The sequence below is a fragment of the Aldersonia kunmingensis genome (assembly GCF_001646865.1).
GTDB classification, from domain to species: Bacteria; Actinomycetota; Actinomycetes; order Mycobacteriales; family Mycobacteriaceae; genus Aldersonia; species Aldersonia kunmingensis.
In genome coordinates, this window is sequence record NZ_LRRB01000179.1 from 15660 (window position 1) to 34225 (window position 18566).

Consider the following 18566-nt stretch of genomic DNA (forward strand, 5'->3'; position numbering starts at 1 on the left):
GCCGAGCCCGGGAGGTTGGCTATGCCCTGCGACGTCATGCTCATTGCCTATGACGGATCCGATCACGCGAAGCGGGCCATCGAGTACGCGGGCCGCTTCCTCGCCGCGAACCGGGCGGTCGTGCTGACCGCGTGGGAGCCGATGGTGCGGCAGGCCGCACGGATGTCCGGTCTCTCCGGTGTTATGCAACCCGATTGGGTCCCCGACGAGGACATCGACGACATCGCCTATACCGATGCCCGCAACATCAACGAGGAAGGTCTGCAGCTCGCCAAGGCTGCCGGCCTGAATGCGGAACCCCGCACCGCCGAATGCTCGAGCACGATCTGGAACACCATCGTCGATGCCGCCGACGAACTCGATGTGGACGTGATCGTCGCAGGCACCCGAGGGTCCACCGGGATCCGTGCGCTGCTGCACAGCAGCGTTGCCGACGCAGTGATCAAGCACTGCCATCGTCCGGTGTTCCTGGTGCCGCCTGTCACAGAGAAAGCCCCGCAATCCCGCTGACGGTTATCGTCGGTCGAGATGGACGGATTCCTCCTCGCTCGTGCGGGCTCGGTGCTGCGCGCGAGCGGCACCACCGAACTCTTCGCCGACGCGCAGGCCGCGGCGGCGGCATTTCGCGCAGGCACCGCACCTCGACTGGTAGGCGCACTGCCGTTCGATCCCACTCGCCCGGCCGCTCTTTTCGTCCCGGAGACCTGGATCCACCGCAGCGGCCCGCTCGTCACCGATGCACCGCCGTCCCTGCCTACGGCCCGCGTAGTGCACGAGACACCGAGCCGCGCCGAACACATTGCCCGGGTGCGCAAACTGCTCGAGCTGCTCGAAGCCACCGAGCTGCGCAAGGTGGTCGCCGCCCGCTCGGTGCAGCTCGTAGCGGATGCGGCGATCGACCCCGAACTGCTGCTCGCCCATATGGTGACGCGGCATCCGTCAGCGAACGGTTTCGCGGTCGATGTGACATCCGCGCTCGGCCGCAGAGCGACCCTGGTCGGCGCGAGCCCCGAAGTGCTCATCTCCCGCCGCGGCCCGCAGGTCTCGCTGCGACCGATGGCAGGGACCGCGCCGCGGCACGCCGATCCGGCAACCGACAAAGCCATCGCCCAAGAGCTACTCGGTTCGGCGAAGAACCTTGCCGAGCACGCCTTCGTCATCGACTGGATTCGTGAACGCCTCGCGACGGCGTGCGACGAGCTGACCGTACCCAAGGACCCCGAACTCGTTGGCACGCCGGAGGTTTGGCACCTGGTTACCCCGATCCACGGTGTGCTGCGCGACCCGGCGACGACCTCGCTCGATCTCGCGCTGCTGCTGCACCCCACACCGGCGGTGTGCGGGACGCCGACACCAGCGGCACTGGCCACGATTGTCGAACTCGAGGAGGATCGCGAGTTCTACGGCGGGACGGTCGGCTGGTGCGACGAACATGGCGACGGCGACTGGATAGTCGCGATTCGTTGCGCCCAGTTGGCCGGTGACGGGTTGTCCGCTACCGCCTGGGCCGGAGGCGGGATTGTGGCTGGTTCGGACCCTCAATCCGAACTCGATGAGACGACATCGAAACTCCGGACGCTGCTCGGTGCACTGGGTGCCGAGGCGCTGGTGATACCTTGACCCGGACGTATCGCATCTCGAAGGAGTGCTCTCGATGAACTTTCTGGTCCCCGGACTGGTCAGCGCCCTTGTCGGTGCCGTCCTCGGTGTCGGCGTCGTGCTCGGAGTGACGGCCGCGGCGGAGCAGAACTCCCGCCCCGACGTCGATCGCAGCGGGAACGCAGGCTCGTCGCTGCTCAACCAGGTTGAGTACGGCAGCCGCTGATTCCACCGGTCGTGACTCTGCTCGTCACGGGCACGGGTCGGACTCTTCGCAAATAACTTCTCCAACACCGTCGGTCGAGCCACTCGACCGGCGGTGGTTTATCGGCGCTGCCCTCATCGCGCTCCTACTGGCGTTCCTGCAGTCGCCCGGCAAGACCGTCGCCGACACCAAGTACGACCTCACGCAGGACCCGTTGGGCTTCCTGGCCCGCGCGTCCCACCTGTGGAACAGCGAGGCACCGCTCGGCCAGGTGCAGAACCAGGCCTACGGCTACTTCTTCCCGCACGGTTCCTTCTTCGGGCTCGGTCAGCTCCTTTCCATACCGCCGTGGATCACCCAGCGGATCTGGTGGGCGCTGCTGCTGCTCGTCGGTTTCTGGGGCATCATCCGGCTGGCCGAGGCACTGGGCATCGGAAACCGTGGCTCACGGGTAATCGCGGCGCTCGCATTCGTGCTCTGTCCGCGGGTGCTCACCACACTGGGTTCGATCTCGTCGGAGTCGCTGCCGATGATGCTGGCCCCGTGGGTGCTGCTGCCGGTGGTGCGCGCGTTCGGCCGGGAGCCGGGCCGTCTGCGGGTGCACGCCGCCTCGTCGGCAGGCGCGGTCGCCCTGATGGGTGCGGTGAACGCCGTCGCGACCGTCGCCGCGGTCGCCCCGGCCGTGTTGTGGTGGCTCTCATCCCGCCCGAACCGTCGCTGGTGGCGTTTCACCGTGTGGTGGGTGCCCGCACTGTTGCTCGCGACTCTGTGGTGGATCGTGCCGCTGCTGCTGCTCGGCCGGTTCAGTCCCCCGTTCCTGGATTACATCGAATCGTCCGGGATCACCACGCAATGGGCCTCGCTCGCGGAAGTCCTGCGCGGCACGACCAGCTGGACACCGTTCGTCTCCCCGGAGCGCGTCGCAGGCACGATTCTGGTGACGCAGTCCAGCGCGGTAATCGCGACCGGTGTCGTCGCGGCCGCAGGCATGGCCGGCCTCGCGATGCGATCCAACCCGATCCGTGGGCGCCTGGCCTTGATCCTGCTCATCGGCATCGCCGGAATCACCGCCGGCTATCTCGGCGAACTGTCCTCACCCATCGCGGAGTCGGTCCGGATCTTCCTCGATTCGGGCGGCGCACCGCTGCGCAATGTGCACAAGCTGGAACCGCTGATCCGGTTGCCGCTTGTGCTGGGACTCGCGCACCTGCTGACCCGGGTGCCGCTGCCCGGCTCGGTGCCGTTCCGGACGTGGCGCTACGCGTTCGCGCATCCCGAGCACAACCCGATGATCGCGCTGACCGGCCTGCTCCTCGTCGCACTCACGCTCGCCACCGCTGTCGCCTGGACAGGGCGGCTCGCCCCGCGTGGCGCCTACGACGAAGTCCCCGAGTACTGGCATCAGGCCGCAAATTGGCTGGCCGCGAATGCCGACAGTGGCGGCGCAGCACCCGACGAGCGCGCGCTGGTGGTTCCGGGCGCGCCATTCGCGGCGCAGGTCTGGGGCCTGACCCGCGACGAGCCGTTGCAGGCTCTCGCGCAAACGCCGTGGGCCGTGCGGGACGCCGTTCCACTCACCCCGCCCGGCGCGATCCGTGCGCTGGACTCGGTGCAGCGGTTGATCGCCGACGGTCGCCCGTCGAGCAGCCTCGCCGAGACCCTGCGAGCCCAGGGCATCGGGTTCCTCGTGCTGCGCAACGACCTCGATCCGGACACGTCCCGCTCGGCGCGACCGGTGCTGGCACACCAGGCGATCGAGGGCTCCCCTGGATTGACCAAGGTCGCCGAATTCGGCGAGGAGATCGCGCCGCGCAAGGTGGAGCATCTGGTGGTCGACGGCGACCTGCGGGTCGGCTACCCGGCGATCGAGATCTTCCGAGTGGATGCCGGAGCTACCGGCCTCGCGAATGAGCCCTACCTGGTCGACGCCGCGGATCTGCCGATCGTGGCCGGCGGCCCCGAGGCGCTGCTTCGGATGCATCAGTCCGGGGAGACGGGCTCTGCTCTGCTCGCCGCCGATGCCGAGCGAGCGGGACTGCGCATCGACACCGTCACCGTGACCGACACCCCGGTCGATCGCGAGACCGACTTCGGCCAGGTCGATTACCACAGCTCCGCGATTCGGGCGGTCGACGAATCGCGCCGCACCTTCAATCGCGTGCCGGACTATCCGGTCGACGGGGCACCGCTGGTGCGCGGCGAATGGTCGGGGGCGACCATCACGACGTCGAGCGCGGCGGCGGACGCCACACAGCTCGGCGGTGTCGCCCCGGGAGCCGGCCCGACGGCGGTGATCGATGGTGACGAGTCGACATCGTGGTTCAGCAACGGACTGGAAAGTGCCGTGGGCCAATGGCTCCGGCTGGATCTGGACAACCCGATCAAGGGCGGGCTGCTGCACGTCACCGTCAATCCGGCCACCATTGGCAGCCCGGTGAAATGGCTCGAGATCCAGACGCAGCGCGGCAGCACTGCGGCGCGAGTCGGTGAGAAGGGGAAGCCACTCACCATCGCGCTCCCGCCCGGCGAAACATCGTGGGTGCGGATCCTCGCGACCCAGACCACGGACGGTTCGGTCGGTTTCCAGTTCAGCCTCAGCGAAGTGTCGATCGACGATTACACCGACCCGGACAACCCGGTCCCAGTCGAAATCCGGCACCGCACAGTGCTTCCCCCGCCGCCGGCAGGGGCGGACGTGCGGGGTTGGGACCTCGGGCAGGAGCTCGTCGGCCGGACCAGCTGCGTGGAGACAACCGAGCGGGTGCGGTGCTCGACCGCGCTGCAGCTCGCGCCGGAGGAACTCAACGCCTTCCAGCGGACACTCGACGTGCCAGCGGCGGTTGCCGTCGCCCCCGAGGTGACGCTGCGATCGCGGCCAAGCCTGGAACTCGACGCGCTGCTCGCACAGCCTGGCCGGCCGCTTGCCACGGGCGCGGCCGACACCCCGGACCCACGGGGTTCGGCGATCGCGGCAACCGATGGCGACCCGCGGACCACCTGGACGGCCCCGGCGAACACCGTCCGCAGACCTGCTGGACCGAAGCCGACGCTGACCATCGAACTGCCCGAAAAGCAACTGGTCACCGGGCTCACGCTCGAATCGAGTCTCGGCCGCGCTCCTGCCAGGCCCACCTCGGTCGCGGTGGATCTCGGTGCGGGACCGCAGGTGCGCGAGGTCGGAGTCGGCCCAATCGAGTTGTTCCCGTACGTCACCGATCGGATCGAGCTCAGCATTCAGAGCTGGGACGAGCTACACGATCTGGCTGGGATCGGCTTCACCCAACCGATGGCGCCCGGTTTCGCGGAGATCGAGGTGCTCGGCGCGGACGGCAAACCCATCGGGCCGCCCGCCGATCTGGACCGGATGATCACCGTGCCGTGCGAGGACGGACCGAAGGTCACGATCGCCGGGCAGACGATGCAGCTGTCGATTACCGCGACAGCAGACCAATTGCGTTCCGGCGCACCCGTGTCGGCGCGGCCGTGCGCGGCAGACACCGCCGCTGCCCTTCCGGCCGGACGGCCGGACATCGAGGTTCTGCCGGGACCAGCGTTCTTCGTCGACTCGATGCGACTCAAGGACATCGCGGCCGCACCCGCACAGGTTCCGGCGACCACGCCGCTCGGATCCGCGATCACCACCTGGACCGCGGACGAGCGGGAAATCGATGTCGCCGCAACCGATCGCGACCGACTGCTTGTGGTCCCGGAAAGCACAAACCCAGGCTGGCGCGCCCGTACCAACGACGGCACGGAGCTCGCGACCGTCGTGGTGAACGGGTGGCAGCAGGGCTGGATCGTGCCCGCCGGCACCGCCGGACCGATCACGCTCGATTTCCCGCTCGACCGTTGGTACCGGACTGCGATCTTCGGTGGGCTCGCACTGCTGCTCGTCCTGCTCGGCCTTGCGCTGTGGCGGCGCGGCAGCCTGGGCGCAGCATCTCCGGCTCCGCGTCCGTGGCGCAGCACAGTCGTTGCCGCGGCTGGTGTGCTGGCGGTCGCCACGGTGATTTCCGGGCCGGTTGGAACCGCACTCGCGGCCGCCGGCCTCGCCGGATCCGCGCTGGCAGTCCGGCGCTGGGGAGCGCGGGTCACCGCGTGGACCCTGACGATCGTCGCGGGCGGCGGCACGATTGCCGCTACCGCCTGGCTGTCTCGGGCGCCCTGGCGTTCACCCGAGGGCTACCTCGGGCATTCCCTGTGGGTTCAGCTCCCCGCGCTGCTCGCGGTCATCGCCGTCGGCGTCGCCGTCGTGCCATTCCCGCGTTGGCTGCGCCGCCGCTCCCAGGACCGGACCCAACGACGCACCGGCTCCTCCACCATCGCGTAGCTCGCGGCCGCTACCGGCAGGGTCAGCAGCACCGTCACGATCAGCACGAAGGCGAAATGCCCGTTGAACATCGGGAGCCCGAACGTCGGGAAGATGATCGCCAGCACGAACAGGTGCCAGATGAAGATGCCGTAGGACCAGCGGCCGAGCATCAGCGACACCGGGTGGGTGAGCACGCGGTACCGGCGCTCGACGAGCACGGGCGTGGCGAGCAACCCGAAGGCGACGATAGAACCGAGCGCGATCTTCGTCGCGTACTGCCACGGATGCGCCCGGGTGAGGCCCTCCGGCCCGGCCAGGTCCGTCGCCGTGAGCAGGAACGCCACCAGCGCCAGCCCCAGCATCAGCCACCGGCGCGACGCCAGGCGACGCATCCGCGGCGCGGGTGTCACCGCGAGTTCGGCGAGCACCATACCCGCGGCGAACCACGGGAAGTAGCCGGGCAGCCAGTTGTCGGAGTAGATCGCGTTCGGGGTCGGGATCGGCAGGAACGCCCAGGCAAGCGACGCCACGGCGACGGCGAGCAGCACCCGCAAACGCAGCCGCGCGCGCCGGCCACGCAGCGGTCGCATCGCCAACGCAATGATCGGCAGAATGAGATAGAACGCGAATTCGACCGAGAGACTCCACATTTGGGTGAGTCCTTCGGTGAGGGTGAGCGGAACGAACACCTGCACCAGACCGAGATTTGCCAGCCACAACTGCATGCCCGAGCCGGCCTGCGGCAGGAACAACAGCACCACGATGACCGCCACCCAATAGGCCGGCAGGATGCGCGCCGCACGGTGTCGCAGATATCGCGCGGTGGTCGGCGCAGAAGGCCCACCGTGCGCCGCCGCCGCGTGCGGGCGCCACAGCAGGAAGCCGGACAGCGCGAAGAACACCGCCACGGCGAGATCGAACCGGCTCCACACCCGCCCGATCACCGGCGTTCCCGTCGCCAGGGTCTGGAACGCGACATGGGTGAGAAGCACACCGAGCGCCGCGTACCCCCGCATACCCTCCAAGGCGGGGACGAAGGCGCGCTGGGTCCACGGCGGCGTCTCCGCAGTGGTCATCCAGCCAGGGACGGCGGTGTGAGTAACAGTCATTTCAATCCAGTGTGCCTGCCGTTTGAGCGTGCGACGCGCCGAGTTCGGACCTCAGCGGTCCAAACCTGTTGCATCGACTGTTAGTGTCTCGGTCGATCACCTGTCCATTTTGGGCAGCTGACTGCCGGGCCGGGCTCCGTCCGGCATGGCAGACAACGCGATGTTGAGGAGATTCGATGGCAGAGCGGTCGAGGTCGGGACGGACGCTGGCCTACATACTCGTCGGGCTCGGCGCATTCTTGATCGTAGCCGCGCTGCTTTTGCCCACCTATTCGGTGAACAAGCTGGGCAAGACGCCGCTTGACCTGGAGATCACCACCGTGGCCACCACGCCCGACGAGGGTGGTGAGGTGCTCGTTGCGAGTTCCCTCACATCGGCCACGGGATCCGCGACCGTCGACAAGGGCGTCCCTATGGTGTCGCAGCGCTTCCTCACCGTCGAGGAGCCCTCCGACGCCGACAAGATGACCATCCAGGCCGGTACCACGCTGCGCCGGACCGACAAGCAGGGCGACACCGGCCTGCTCACGGCCTCGGTCGACCGCGTGACCGTGGATCGCAAGACCGGCATGCCGGTGGACGACCCGATCGGTTCGATCCAGGTGGACGGCACCCGCCCGGCGGACGAGGTTTCGCACACCGGCCTGCAGTACCGCTTCCCGTTCGACACCGAGCAGAAGAGCTACCCGTACTTCGACATCAACTCGCGCGAGACGCACGACATCGACTTCGTCGAGGAGACGGAGATCAACGGCACGACGGTGTACCACTTCCGCCAGAAGCTGGACCCGGTCGACCTGTCGAAGGTCGTGCCGTCGGCCACGAACAAGCTCACCCTGCCTGCCGCCAAGTGGGGCGTTCCGGGCGGCGAGGCGCCGGTCACCATGACCCGTTGGTACTCCAACGAGCGCGACGTGTGGGTGGAGCCCGTCACCGGCGTAATCGTCAAGGGCGAGGAGAAGCCGTACCAGTTCTACGCACGTAGCGGCGACAAGCCCGAGGTCACCGTGCTGCAGGCGGACCTGACGTTCGACGAGAACACGGTCGAGTCGCAGCTGCAGAAGGCCAATGACGGCAAGGATCTGCTCTCGCTGTTCGGGCGGATCCTGCCGATCGTGTTCGGCATCCTCGGCATCATCGCCCTGGTGGTCGGCATCGTGATCGGTGTCCGCCGCGGACGTGGCGACGACGAGCCTGCCTACACCAACGGCCCGAGCTCGCCGTCGGGTTCTGCGGGTAACGCGCCGCCGAGCGGGCAGGCTTGGGACCAGACCGAGGAGATCAACGTCAATCAGGACGATCTGCGCAAGCAGTAGTCCAACCGACTCCGACTTACACCCGCCCGGTGCTCGCTTACAGCGAGTGCGCGGGCGGGTGTTTTGGTTCGTAGAGCAGGATCGCGCCGGCACCCGGCACCTGGAGGTAGGTCGTGCGGCCCCACTGTTGCTCGCCGATCCCGCCGGTGAACGTCGCCCCCTTTGCTTCCAGTTCGGCGATCGTGGCATCGAGGTCGTCGCACATCAGCGAGATCTCGTGGTGTGATCCGGTGTCCGCGGCGGGGTGAATCGCCACCTCGCTCGGACCGGACTTGAAGATCAGCCAGCCACCACCGGCGTCGATGTGCGGCCACCCGACCACGTCACGCAGGAAGTCGCGGGCCGCCTCGGAATCCTCGGCGTAGAGCAACGCATGCATCGCGGTGATCATGAACTGACGGTAGGCCCGCCCTGAGGCTGTGCCAACGGTTCTTTCGGCCATGGGGGCGCCGATCGCGCCCGCCACAGTTCGGCGGACCACGCAGCGATGCACGCCATGGCCGAGCCGATGACCACGATCGTCAGCACTTCGGTGATCGTGTCCGCGAGGGCGAGTATGAGCGCGGCCTCGGCCGCCAGGGCGGCCCAGGCGACAACGGACAACCACGTGCGTTCGCCGGCGATCGCGGCAAGCAGGGCACCCTGCAGGATCGCCAGGAACGCACCGTCCGCCGCGAACGCCCAAAGAATGCCCTCGACCGGCGCATAGGCCTCGCCGACGATCACCGGCACCAGTTGGGCGACCAGCGCCGCCCCACCGACCGTCAGCACAGCGAGTCCAGCCAGCACCATCAGCGTCAACCGGGATGCGGCGGCGGACTGCTGCGGATTGGCCATCCGCGGGTACAGCACCACCCCGACCGCCGCCGGTAGCCAGAACGCCGCCTTGGTTGCCACCGCACCCAGCGCATAGATACTTGCGTCATCGGGACTGAGCACGACTCGGGAGAGCAGCAGATCGACGGAGATCAGCGCGATCAGCACCAACTGCACCTGCGAGGCACGCAATACCGCCGCCACACCCGTGTCGGAGACTTCCTTGCCGGGTACCGCGGCGGACTGGGTGCCGGCGACGAAGTGGGCGATAAAGGCCGCCACCGTGAATCCACAGGCGACACCCACGAGTGCGGCCGCCGAGCCGCCGCCGGCGGCGAGCACCGCGACGGCGGGCACTACTCGCGCGACCCCGGCGAGCGCAATGACGAACGCTAGTGCGGTGAATCGCTGTTCGCCTTGCAGGAGCCCCTGTTCACCGGACAGCAGGACCACAACAGGTGCGGTGACCAGCGCAGCCGCCGCCGCACCGACACCAACGTGCAACACCTCGACGACGACGGGCACGAGGACGATTGCGACTACGGCGACGATCGCTGCGCAGCGGATCTGCAACGCGCGCACGCGTCCGGACGACTCGCCGCGCACCACATCGCGCGCCACTACCGTCTGCAGCGCGAGGCCGGGAACGGCGAGCAGCAACTGCAACCCGAGCAGGCTGGCGAACTCGCTGTAGCCGTCGAGACCGAGCCAACGGCTTGCGGGCACGTGCAACACGTAGGCCGCGACGTTGGCGACCATGGTGCCCGCGGTGACCAGGCCCATGCCGGTGACAGTCGCCCCCGCGCCGCGTGAACTCACGGGACCACTATGGCACCGCCCCCGCACAACTAGGGTGATCCGCCATGAGCAGCACTGCGCGAGTCCGAACCGAGTCCGGTTCCGCGCAACCGCTGTTCGCTCTCTACAGCCTGGCGCTCGCCGCGGTGGTGTTCGGCCCGCTCTTCGGCCCGGGCTGCCTCCTGCTCCGGGATGCGGTGAGCACGCCGCGGTCCTTCCTGACGGATTCGGCACTCGGCCTCGGCGATGCCGCGCCTCGCGCAGTGCCGCAGGACGCGCTACTGGCCGTGCTGTCTCCCGTCTTCGGCGGCTGCCTCGTGGTGAAGGTGATCCTGCTCGCTGCGCTGTGGCTGGCCGGTTGGGGCGCAGCGCGGATGGTCCGCATCGTGCTGCCGTCGCTCGGTGTCGGTGCCGCGCTCGTGGCCGCGACTGCGGCAAGCTGGAATCCGTATGTCGCCGAACGCCTCCTGCAAGGGCATTGGAGCCTGCTGGTCGGCTACGCCGCGCTGCCGTGGACGGTTTCTGCCGCGGTGCGCCTGCGGCAGGGCTCGGGATGGCCCGCGTGGTCCGCACTCGCGGTGTGTCTGGCCGCCGCCGCACTGACCCCGACAGGCGCTCTGCTCGCCGGGCTGGTCGCTGTCGTCACGGTCGGGGTGCGCCGGATTCCCGCGGCGCTGACGCTTACCGTGCTCGTTTCGGCACCGTGGCTGGTCGCCACCGCGCTCTCCGGCGCCGGTACCGAATCGGATCCAGCGGGTGTGACAGCCTTCGCCGCCCGCGCCGAGCCGGGCCTTGGCACCATCGGCAGCGTCGCGGGCCTTGGCGGCATCTGGAATGCGGACGCCGTTCCCGGCAGTCGCACCGGCTACTTCGCGCTTGCCGGGACCATCGTGCTGCTCGTGCTCGTCGCACTCGGCGCGCCCGCGTTGTGGCGTCGCCGTACGAATCCGGTGATTGCCGCCCTCGCCGTACTCGCCGTCGGTGCGGTGGCGTTCGCCGCGGTGGCCGCAACGCCCGCCGGGCTCGACACCATGCGTTGGGGCGTCGACCATGTGCCCGGCTGGGGGCTGGCCCGCGACACACAGAAGTGGATCGCGCTGGCGATGCCCGGCTATGTCCTCGCAGCCGCGGCCGGATGCGCGTGGCTGACCCGTCGCGCCGGCAATGCGGTCGTGCCCGCGCTGGTGTCGATCCTGCTGTTGATTGCGGTGCTGCCGGACCTGGCCTGGGGAGTAAGCGGGGCGATGCGCCCGGTGCACTACCCTGCCTCGTGGCAAACCGTGGCCGCGGCAGTGAACTCCGCCGATGACGACACCGATGTGGCTGTGCTGCCGGGGGGTATGTTCCGGATCTTCCCGTGGGCCGGTGACGCGCCGGTGCTCGACCCTGCGCCGCGAATGCTGCCCCGCGATGTGTTGCAGACCGGTGTTCTGCCGGTTCGCGGGGTAGCGGTGGCCGGCGAAGGCAATCGGGCCGCCGAGGCGGAGGCGGCGTTGCTGGACGGAGCTGCACCGGAACGGCTGGGCGAGCTAGGAGTTGGCTGGGTGCTCGTCGAGCGGACCTCTCCCGGCCCGCTGGGGGATTCCGCGCGCACCCTGGCACAACTCGAGCGCGTGCACATCGACGATGAACTTGCGCTGTACCGAGTACCGGACGCGAGCGGCGAACCCGCGGACAACCGCTGGGTCGCGGCGCTGGCCCACCTGCTGTGGGTGGCGACGCTAGCCGGTGGCGTCGCGGCGCTAGCCTGCGGCGCGCTCGGTGGCGCGCTCGGTGTCGTGCTCGGCGTGGTCCGCCGTACCGATAAGGCCTGAGATGAACCGGCCGCTCACCGAAGCCGTGAGCACCTCGCGCACGCCGTCCCCGCACTGCTCCCACGAGAACTCATGCGAGCGCACCCGCGCCTTCTCGCCGAGCTGCACGCGCAATTTCGGATCGGCGAGCAGTTCGCCGACCGCCTCGGTCAGCCCCGCCGAATCGTCGACGAGCAGACCGGTCACCCCGTCGATGACGGAATCGGTGAGCCCGCGCGAACTGCGGTAGCCGACCGTCGGCACGCCGTGCTGGGCGGCCTCGATCACCGCGAGTCCCCAGCCCTCCTTGCGCGAGGGCAATGCGTGCACCCAGGCGCGGGATAGCAGTTCGTGCTTGCGGTCCTCGGACACGTGCCCGTGGAAGGTGACGTCACGTTCGATACCGAGTTCGCGGGCGCGCTCGGCGAGGTTGTCGGCCCACCATCCGCCGCCAACAACGTCGAGGTGCAGGCCCGGATGGTCGGCGCGCAGCCGCGCGACCGCGTCGAGCGCGTCTTCAATCTGCTTGTGCGGCACCAGCCGTGAGAGCACGACGATGCTCGGGTGCGATGTGCGCGCCTCGGGCACACCGGCGGTGACATAGGCAGGCACAGGCTCGGCCCCGTTGCGCACGACCGCGATCCGGTCCCGGTCGACACCGAGCGCGGCAAGATCCTCGGCCGAGGGCAGCGACACGGTGAGGTACTGATTGCGCCGGTGCACGCGCGGGGACAGCACCGACTCCAGCCACCAACCGAGCTTGCCGACGAGCCGCCCGGCAACCGGCCACTGTTCGCGGTGGCCGTGGTGCACCAGCACGGTGACCGGCGCGCCCGCGGCGACCGTCGCGAAGAAGGGGATGCCGTTCTGGGTGTCGATGACGGCGTCGGGGCGCACACCACGAAGCGGGCCAAGCCCGATCCGGCCGAGCGTGATCGCTGCGAGCGCGGCTGGGTAGACGGAGAACCGGCCCCCGCCGCGGCTGATTCGCACGCCGTCGACGATCTCGCGGCGCGGCGCCCCCGGATATCCGGCGGTACGCAGCGTGACCCGAACCCCTGCCGCGGCCAGATGCGCACCAACTTGTTGCAGGTACCGCTCGCTGCCGCCGCCCTGAGGATGCCCGGTGTCGCGCCAGCACAAGAGCAGCACTTCGCGCACGACGGGCCTCTTTCGGATCTGATGAAACGTTCGGCCCAGGGTAGCTACTACTCGCAGGTACGCGGCAAGGACATGCCCTTTTCTGCCGATCGCTAGGGTGTCATGCCGTGCCTTTGCGATTTGGTCGCTCCGCAGGCTCCGCGCCTGCGACAAGCGTCACTGCTCGATTCCGGCGCCGCGCGACGCTGGGACGCTCGGTGCGGCTGCTGCGTACCTTCCCGCACGAGCAGACCGATCCGGCACTGTTCTACGGCTCGCTGGCCACCGACACGGCAGCCATGATCGGCGACCTGTACGCCGCCGCGACCGGGCGCGACCTGACCGGTACCACTGTGCTGGATGTCGGCGGCGGGCCCGGCTACTTTGCGGACGAGTTCGCCGCGCGCGGCGCCCGGTATGTGCCGGTCGAGCCGGATGCCGGCGAAATGCATGCCGCCGGACTCGCCGTGCCCGGTTCGATCCGCGGTTCAGGCACCGCGCTGCCCTTCCGAAACGACGCGGTTGACGTGTGCTTCTCCTCCAATGTCGCCGAACACGTCGCCGATCCCTGGGATATGGCCTCGGAGATGCTTCGCGTGACCCGCCCTGGTGGGTTGATGGTGCTGTCCTACACCGTGTGGCTCGGGCCGTTCGGCGGGCACGAGACAGGCCCGTGGCACTACCTGGGCGGTGAGCGTGCTGCCCGGCGCTACCGGCGCAAGCACGGACGTGAGCCGAAGAATCGATTCGGGGAGTCACTGTTCCCGATCCGGGCCGGTGACGGCCTGCTCTGGGCGCGCGCCGTTTCGAAGGATCCCGGGGTTACGGCCGAACTGCTCGCCTCCTTCCCTCGCTACCACCCGCGCTGGGCGTGGTGGATCACGGCCATCCCGGGCCTGCGCGAGGTTGGGGTCAGCAATCTGGTGTTGGTGCTCCGCCGCACAGCCTGAGCCGTGACCGACAGACTCGAACGATGGCCTCGCTTCTCCGTAGCGGGGGATTGACACCCGCGGCGCTCCATTGGCGCGGTTCGCTCGTCGGCTCGCGCGGCGCGTGAGGCGGCCGAGCCGGTCGCGTAGCAAAATCAGGGGCATGACGGCGCTTGCGATCGATATCGGTGCCAGCAAGATCGTCGCGTGCCACGTCGGTCCGGACGGCACGACAGGCGAAGCGCGATCCGTTCGAACGCCGACCTCGGGCGTATGGCAGGCCTGCGTCACGCTCCTGGAGTCGCTGGGGCGCGGTGAACAGACCGAGGCGCTCGGCATATCCGTTCCAGGCCCGCTTGATGACGGCATCGCGGCGCCGATCAACATCCCGGAGTGGGCGGACGGCTTCGCTGTCGACAAGGCAGCTCGCGACCAGTTCCCGGCGGCCCGGATCGAACTGGCGATGGACGGCCAGTGCGCGGCGCTCGGCGAGTACGCGTTCGGTTCGGCGCGTGGGACCACCGACCTGCTCGGGGTCGTCGTGTCCTCCGGCGTCGGCGGCGGGATAGTTCGCCATGGCCGGGTGGTGCTTGGCCGCACCGGCAATGCCGGCCACATCGGCCACATCCCGGTCCCGGGCGGTACCGAAGCCTGCGCCTGCGGTGGCATCGGCTGTCTGGAGACCGTGGCGAGCGGTCCGGCGGCAGTGCGGTGGGCCCAGGCCCAGGGCTGGCCCGGTACGTCCGGAGCGGAACTCGCCGGCGCCGCACAAGCGGGCGACGAGTACGCGATCGCCGCCCTGGACCGGGCCGGAACGGCGTTGGGCACCGTTCTGGCCGGGGCGGCAGCGCTACTCGACGTCGACCTCGTGACGATCGGCGGCGGCTTCGCCCAATCCGGACCGCCGCTATGGGAACCGCTGCAGGCCGCGCTCGCCCGGCACAGCGGCCTGCGATATCTGTCCGGCGTGGCCGTCCTGCCCGGGCAACTGGGTGCCCGGGCGAGCCTCGCGGGCGCGGTGGCGCTGGTCGACGACGGTTACCGGCCCTGGCCGAATTGAAACGCGTTCGCATGCGCCCTCCGGGCCGACTCGTGCAAGCTGGGCTTGCGTACACCCTTCCTCAGCTCCGGCGTTTTCTGTAACGTGTTCTACATTGTGACCACGCCACCGACGCCGTTCACGAAAGAGGAGATATGAAGGATTTCGACAAGCTCTACATCGGCGGTCAGTGGGTCGCACCATCGACCGACGAGACGCTCGACGTGTACTCCCCGGCAACGGGTGAGCGCGTCGGCCGAGTGCCGGTCGCCGGCCCCGCCGACATCGACGCCGCGGTGGCCGCCGCCCGCACTGCGTTCGAGTCCGGCCCGTGGTCGCAGACCACCCCGCAGCAGCGCGCCGAGATCATCGGCAAGGCAGCGAAGCTCATCGAGGAGCGCGCGGAGGAGATCGTTTCGACGCTGAGCGCCGAAATGGGCGCACCGGCGCCGGCCGCCGCCATGATGCAGCACACCCCGACGCTGGCAGCGCTGAACTACTTTGCCGGACTTGCGGATTCGTTCCCGTGGGAAGAGAAGCGCATCGGCGCCTTTGGCGAGTCGGTGGTCCTGCGTGAGCCGGTCGGCGTCGTCGGCGCGGTCATCGCGTGGAACGTGCCGCTGTTCCTGATGGCGAACAAGCTCGGTCCTGCGCTGCTCGCCGGTTGTACCGTCGTGATCAAGCCCGCCCCGGAAACCCCGCTTACCTGCAACGTCGTTGCCGACCTCTTCGCCGAGGCCGGCCTGCCCGAGGGCGTGCTCTCGGTCCTCCCCGGTGGCGCCGAGACCGGCGAGTACCTCGTGTCGCACCCCGATGTCGACAAGGTGACCTTCACCGGCAGCACCCCGGTCGGCCGCAAGATCGGCGAGATCGCCGCGAGCCAGTTCAAGCGCTGCTCGCTCGAGCTCGGCGGCAAGTCCGCCGCGATCCTCCTCGAGGACATGGACATCGCCTCCACCATGCCGATGCTGGTGATGTCCGGGATCATGAACACCGGTCAGGCCTGCGTCGGCCAGACCCGTGTCCTCGCGCCGCGTTCGCGCTACGACGAGATCCTCGAGGCCATGGTCGCCACCCTCGGTTTCATGCCCGTGGGCATGCCGGACGACCCGAATGCGCAGCTCGGCCCGCTGATCACCGAGAAGCAGCGCGATCGTGTCGAGGGCTACATCGCCAAGGGCATCGAGGAAGGTGCGCGCCTGGTTGTCGGCGGCGGCCGCCCCGAGGGCCTGGATACCGGCTGGTTCGTCGAGCCGACGATCTTCGCCGATGTGGACAACTCGATGACCATCGCGCGGGAGGAAATCTTCGGCCCGGTCATCTGCGTGATTCCTTACGACTCGGTGGACGAGGCGATCAAGATCGCCAACGACTCCGACTACGGCCTCGCGGGCTCGGTGTACACCACCGACATCCCCAAGGGCATCGAGATCGCCAAGCAGATCCGCACCGGTACGTACGCGATCAACTGGTACGCCTTCGACCCCGGCTCGCCCTTCGGCGGCTACAAGCAGTCCGGTGTCGGCCGTGAGAACGGACCCGAAGGCGTCGAGTCGTTCTGCGAGACAAAGTCGGTGCTGATGCCGCTCGGTTACACCAGCTGACTTCTTTCCCCCTCACCCGGTAACGCCGCGGTACCCACGCAATAGGGTGCCGCGGCGTTACCGTCTGCGCATGGCTGCCGAGGAAAGCACGATCACGGTGGTGCTGGCTTTCGCCGCGAATGCGGCGATCGCGTTGGCGAAAAGCGCAGCAGCGGCCATCACCGGTTCGGCATCGATGGTCGCCGAGGCGGCGCACTCATGGGCTGATACCGGCAACGAGGTGCTGTTGCTGATCGCCGACCGGAGATCGCGCATCGAGCCCAGCTCCGAGCACCCGCTCGGGTTCGGGCGCGAGGCCTACATCTGGTCGATGTTCGCCGCGCTCGGCCTCTTCGCGGTCGGTGCGGGCGTGTCCATCACGCACGGCGTTCAGGAACTGCTCGATCCCGAGCCGGCGAGTGATTTCGGGGTTGCCTACGCGGTGCTCGCGATTTCGGCTGTGCTGGAAGCGATCTCATTTCGGCAGGCCAGCGGGCAATTGCGCAAAGAGGCGTCGGCAATCGACCGGACGCTGCTCGAACACACATTCCATACCTCGGATCCCACAACGCGCGCAGTGTTCGCCGAAGACTTCGGCGCGCTCGTTGGACTGGCGATCGCCTTCGTCGGCGTCCTGCTGCACCAACTCACCGGATCACCGATTCCCGACGCGCTCGGCTCAATCGCGGTGGGCATTCTGCTCGGCGTCATCGCAATTATCCTGGTCGACCGCAACCGCCGCTTCCTCATCGGCGAGGACGCGCCAGCGCTGCGGGCGGGAATGCTGGAGCTGCTGCTCAATCAACCGGAGGTAGAGCGCGTGACGTTCCTGCGGCTCGAGTACCTCGGGCCGCGCCGGGTGTATCTGACAGCGAATGTCGATCTCGTCGGTGACGCCGCAGAGTCGTCCGTCGCCGAGGCGCTGCGTGCGGTGAAGCTGCGTGTGCAGGAGAACCAGCACGTCGTCCTGGCCGTCCTCGGCCTGTCCACCCAGGAGGACGTCACCATCACCGAATAGCCCCGGGCATTTCCGATCCGACTTCTCGAAATCGAGACCGCGCGGGGGTTTCTCCATAGACTTGCGGCGTCCGAGTCGACCGCTCGAAAACGGAGTGCGATATGCCCCGAACGCTGCAAGTTGACGACATCGGCCCCGTGGATGTGGCCGTAATTCTTTTCGAGGGAAACAATTTCACGGGCGAGGTAGCGCCCGCCCTGTTGGACCTGCAGCAATCCGGGATCGTGCACTACATCGACCTGGCCTTCGTCTCGAAGGGCGAAGACGGTTCGGTGGTGGGTATCGAGATCGAGGACTCACCGGTGAGCAGTGCGTTCGCCGGCCTCGCCGATGACAGCCTCGACCTGCTCAGCGCCGACGACCTCGCCGAGATCGGCGAAGGCCTCGACCCGAACTCGTCCGCACTGGTGATCGTGTGGGCGAACCTCTGGGTCACCAGGCTCGCCAAGGCCATCCGCGGCGCGAACGGCGAGGTGCTGTTCCAGGAGCGGATCCCGCGCGAGGTGGTTGAGGCGGCGGTCGCCGCGCTGAACAACGCCTAATCCGTCCCGGGTCGCTCGGGCCCCGCATCCGGTCATTCCAACCCGGTGCGGGGCCCAGCTATCCTGCTGAAATGCCTCGCTACGAGTACCGCTGCCGCTCCTGCGGCGATACGTTCGACCTCACCCGCCCGATGGCCGAGTCCTCCGACCCAGCCACTTGCCCGAGCGGGCACGACGACACCGTCAAGCTGCTGACCACGTTCAGCGTGGGCGGATCGAGCAACTCGGGTGCGACGCCGAACGTTGTGCAGGCGCCGCCGATGGCCGGTGGGGGTTGCTGCGGTGGGGGCGGGTGCTGCTGAGCGTCGCGCTCGGCAGTTCGTAATCGAACGCGCCGCATTCCACCCGGACAAACAAAAAAGGAAGG

At 68.6% G+C, this 18566-nt stretch carries 15 protein-coding genes and 1 pseudogene; 12 read left to right on the forward strand and 4 right to left on the reverse strand.

Annotation, left to right across the window (positions count from 1 at the left end):
* Positions 1-21 precede the first annotated feature (21 nt).
* The 4 genes from A8G08_RS13350 to A8G08_RS28355 are packed head-to-tail and all read left to right on the forward strand — an operon-like array spanning position 22 to position 6134.
* Entirely contained in the window at positions 22-510 is a 489-nt protein-coding gene (locus A8G08_RS13350; RefSeq protein ID WP_068274602.1) for a universal stress protein, read from the forward strand.
* A gap of 18 nt (positions 511-528) precedes the next feature.
* Positions 529-1620: an isochorismate synthase gene (locus A8G08_RS13355; RefSeq protein WP_068274605.1), complete on the forward strand. Its 1092-nt coding sequence runs from the start codon at positions 529-531 to the stop codon at positions 1618-1620.
* A 34-nt stretch (positions 1621-1654) separates the two neighbouring features.
* Positions 1655-1825: a DUF2613 domain-containing protein gene (locus tag A8G08_RS13360; RefSeq protein WP_084436184.1), complete on the forward strand. Its 171-nt coding sequence runs from the start codon at positions 1655-1657 to the stop codon at positions 1823-1825.
* 52 nt (positions 1826-1877) lie between these two features.
* Entirely contained in the window at positions 1878-6134 is a 4257-nt protein-coding gene (locus A8G08_RS28355) for an alpha-(1->3)-arabinofuranosyltransferase domain-containing protein (RefSeq protein WP_068274709.1), read from the forward strand.
* Positions 6135-6160: 26 nt separating this feature from the next.
* Here A8G08_RS28355 and A8G08_RS26695 read toward each other — a convergent pair.
* Positions 6161-7225: pseudogene (locus A8G08_RS26695) on the reverse strand (acyltransferase family protein); the annotation flags it as partial.
* A 176-nt stretch (positions 7226-7401) separates the two neighbouring features.
* On the opposite strand from A8G08_RS26695, the gene pgfA reads away from it, so the two are divergent.
* Positions 7402-8541, forward strand: a complete 1140-nt coding sequence (gene pgfA, locus A8G08_RS13370) for a cell envelope lipid trafficking protein PgfA (RefSeq protein ID WP_068274611.1) — start codon at positions 7402-7404, stop codon at positions 8539-8541.
* Between the two features lie 37 nt (positions 8542-8578).
* Here the strand turns inward: pgfA and A8G08_RS13375 are convergent, their stop codons facing one another.
* Positions 8579-8932 (reverse strand): VOC family protein, encoded by a 354-nt coding sequence (locus A8G08_RS13375; RefSeq protein WP_068274614.1) that lies wholly within the window; start codon positions 8930-8932, stop codon positions 8579-8581.
* Positions 8929-10140: a polysaccharide biosynthesis protein gene (locus A8G08_RS13380; protein WP_068274617.1), complete on the reverse strand. Its 1212-nt coding sequence runs from the start codon at positions 10138-10140 to the stop codon at positions 8929-8931. The genes A8G08_RS13375 and A8G08_RS13380 overlap by 4 nt, the downstream gene beginning before the upstream one ends.
* An 80-nt stretch (positions 10141-10220) precedes the next feature.
* Between A8G08_RS13380 and A8G08_RS13385 the strand changes: the two genes are divergently transcribed.
* On the forward strand, positions 10221-11969 hold the full coding sequence (locus A8G08_RS13385) for an MmpA family trehalose lipid delivery protein (RefSeq protein WP_068274620.1): 1749 nt from the start codon (positions 10221-10223) through the stop codon (positions 11967-11969).
* Here A8G08_RS13385 and A8G08_RS13390 read toward each other — a convergent pair.
* Positions 11898-13109 carry a glycosyltransferase family 4 protein gene (locus A8G08_RS13390; protein WP_068274623.1) on the reverse strand — a complete coding sequence of 404 codons (1212 nt, stop codon included), beginning with the start codon at positions 13107-13109 and terminating at the stop codon, positions 11898-11900. The two genes, A8G08_RS13385 and A8G08_RS13390, sit on opposite strands and share 72 nt — an antisense overlap.
* Before the next feature lie 113 nt (positions 13110-13222).
* Between A8G08_RS13390 and A8G08_RS13395 the strand changes: the two genes are divergently transcribed.
* The 6 genes from A8G08_RS13395 to A8G08_RS13420 all read left to right on the forward strand — a co-directional run bounded on the left by A8G08_RS13395 (position 13223) and on the right by A8G08_RS13420 (position 18501).
* The gene (locus tag A8G08_RS13395) at positions 13223-14038 is read left to right on the forward strand and encodes a class I SAM-dependent methyltransferase (RefSeq protein WP_068274626.1); all 816 of its coding nucleotides are present in this window, start codon (positions 13223-13225) and stop codon (positions 14036-14038) included.
* A gap of 142 nt (positions 14039-14180) precedes the next feature.
* Complete coding sequence (locus A8G08_RS13400; RefSeq protein WP_068274629.1) at positions 14181-15077, forward strand: ROK family protein; 897 nt, start codon at positions 14181-14183, stop codon at positions 15075-15077.
* 134 nt (positions 15078-15211) lie between these two features.
* A complete protein-coding gene (locus A8G08_RS13405) occupies positions 15212-16660 on the forward strand; it encodes an aldehyde dehydrogenase (RefSeq protein WP_068274631.1) in 1449 nt (482 codons plus the stop codon).
* A gap of 70 nt (positions 16661-16730) precedes the next feature.
* The gene (locus A8G08_RS13410) at positions 16731-17657 is read left to right on the forward strand and encodes a cation diffusion facilitator family transporter (RefSeq protein ID WP_068274634.1); all 927 of its coding nucleotides are present in this window, start codon (positions 16731-16733) and stop codon (positions 17655-17657) included.
* A gap of 101 nt (positions 17658-17758) precedes the next feature.
* Entirely contained in the window at positions 17759-18199 is a 441-nt protein-coding gene (locus A8G08_RS13415; protein WP_222844267.1) for a DUF6325 family protein, read from the forward strand.
* Between the two features lie 71 nt (positions 18200-18270).
* The gene (locus tag A8G08_RS13420) at positions 18271-18501 is read left to right on the forward strand and encodes an FmdB family zinc ribbon protein (protein ID WP_068274637.1); all 231 of its coding nucleotides are present in this window, start codon (positions 18271-18273) and stop codon (positions 18499-18501) included.
* The last annotated feature ends 65 nt before the right edge of the window (positions 18502-18566 follow it).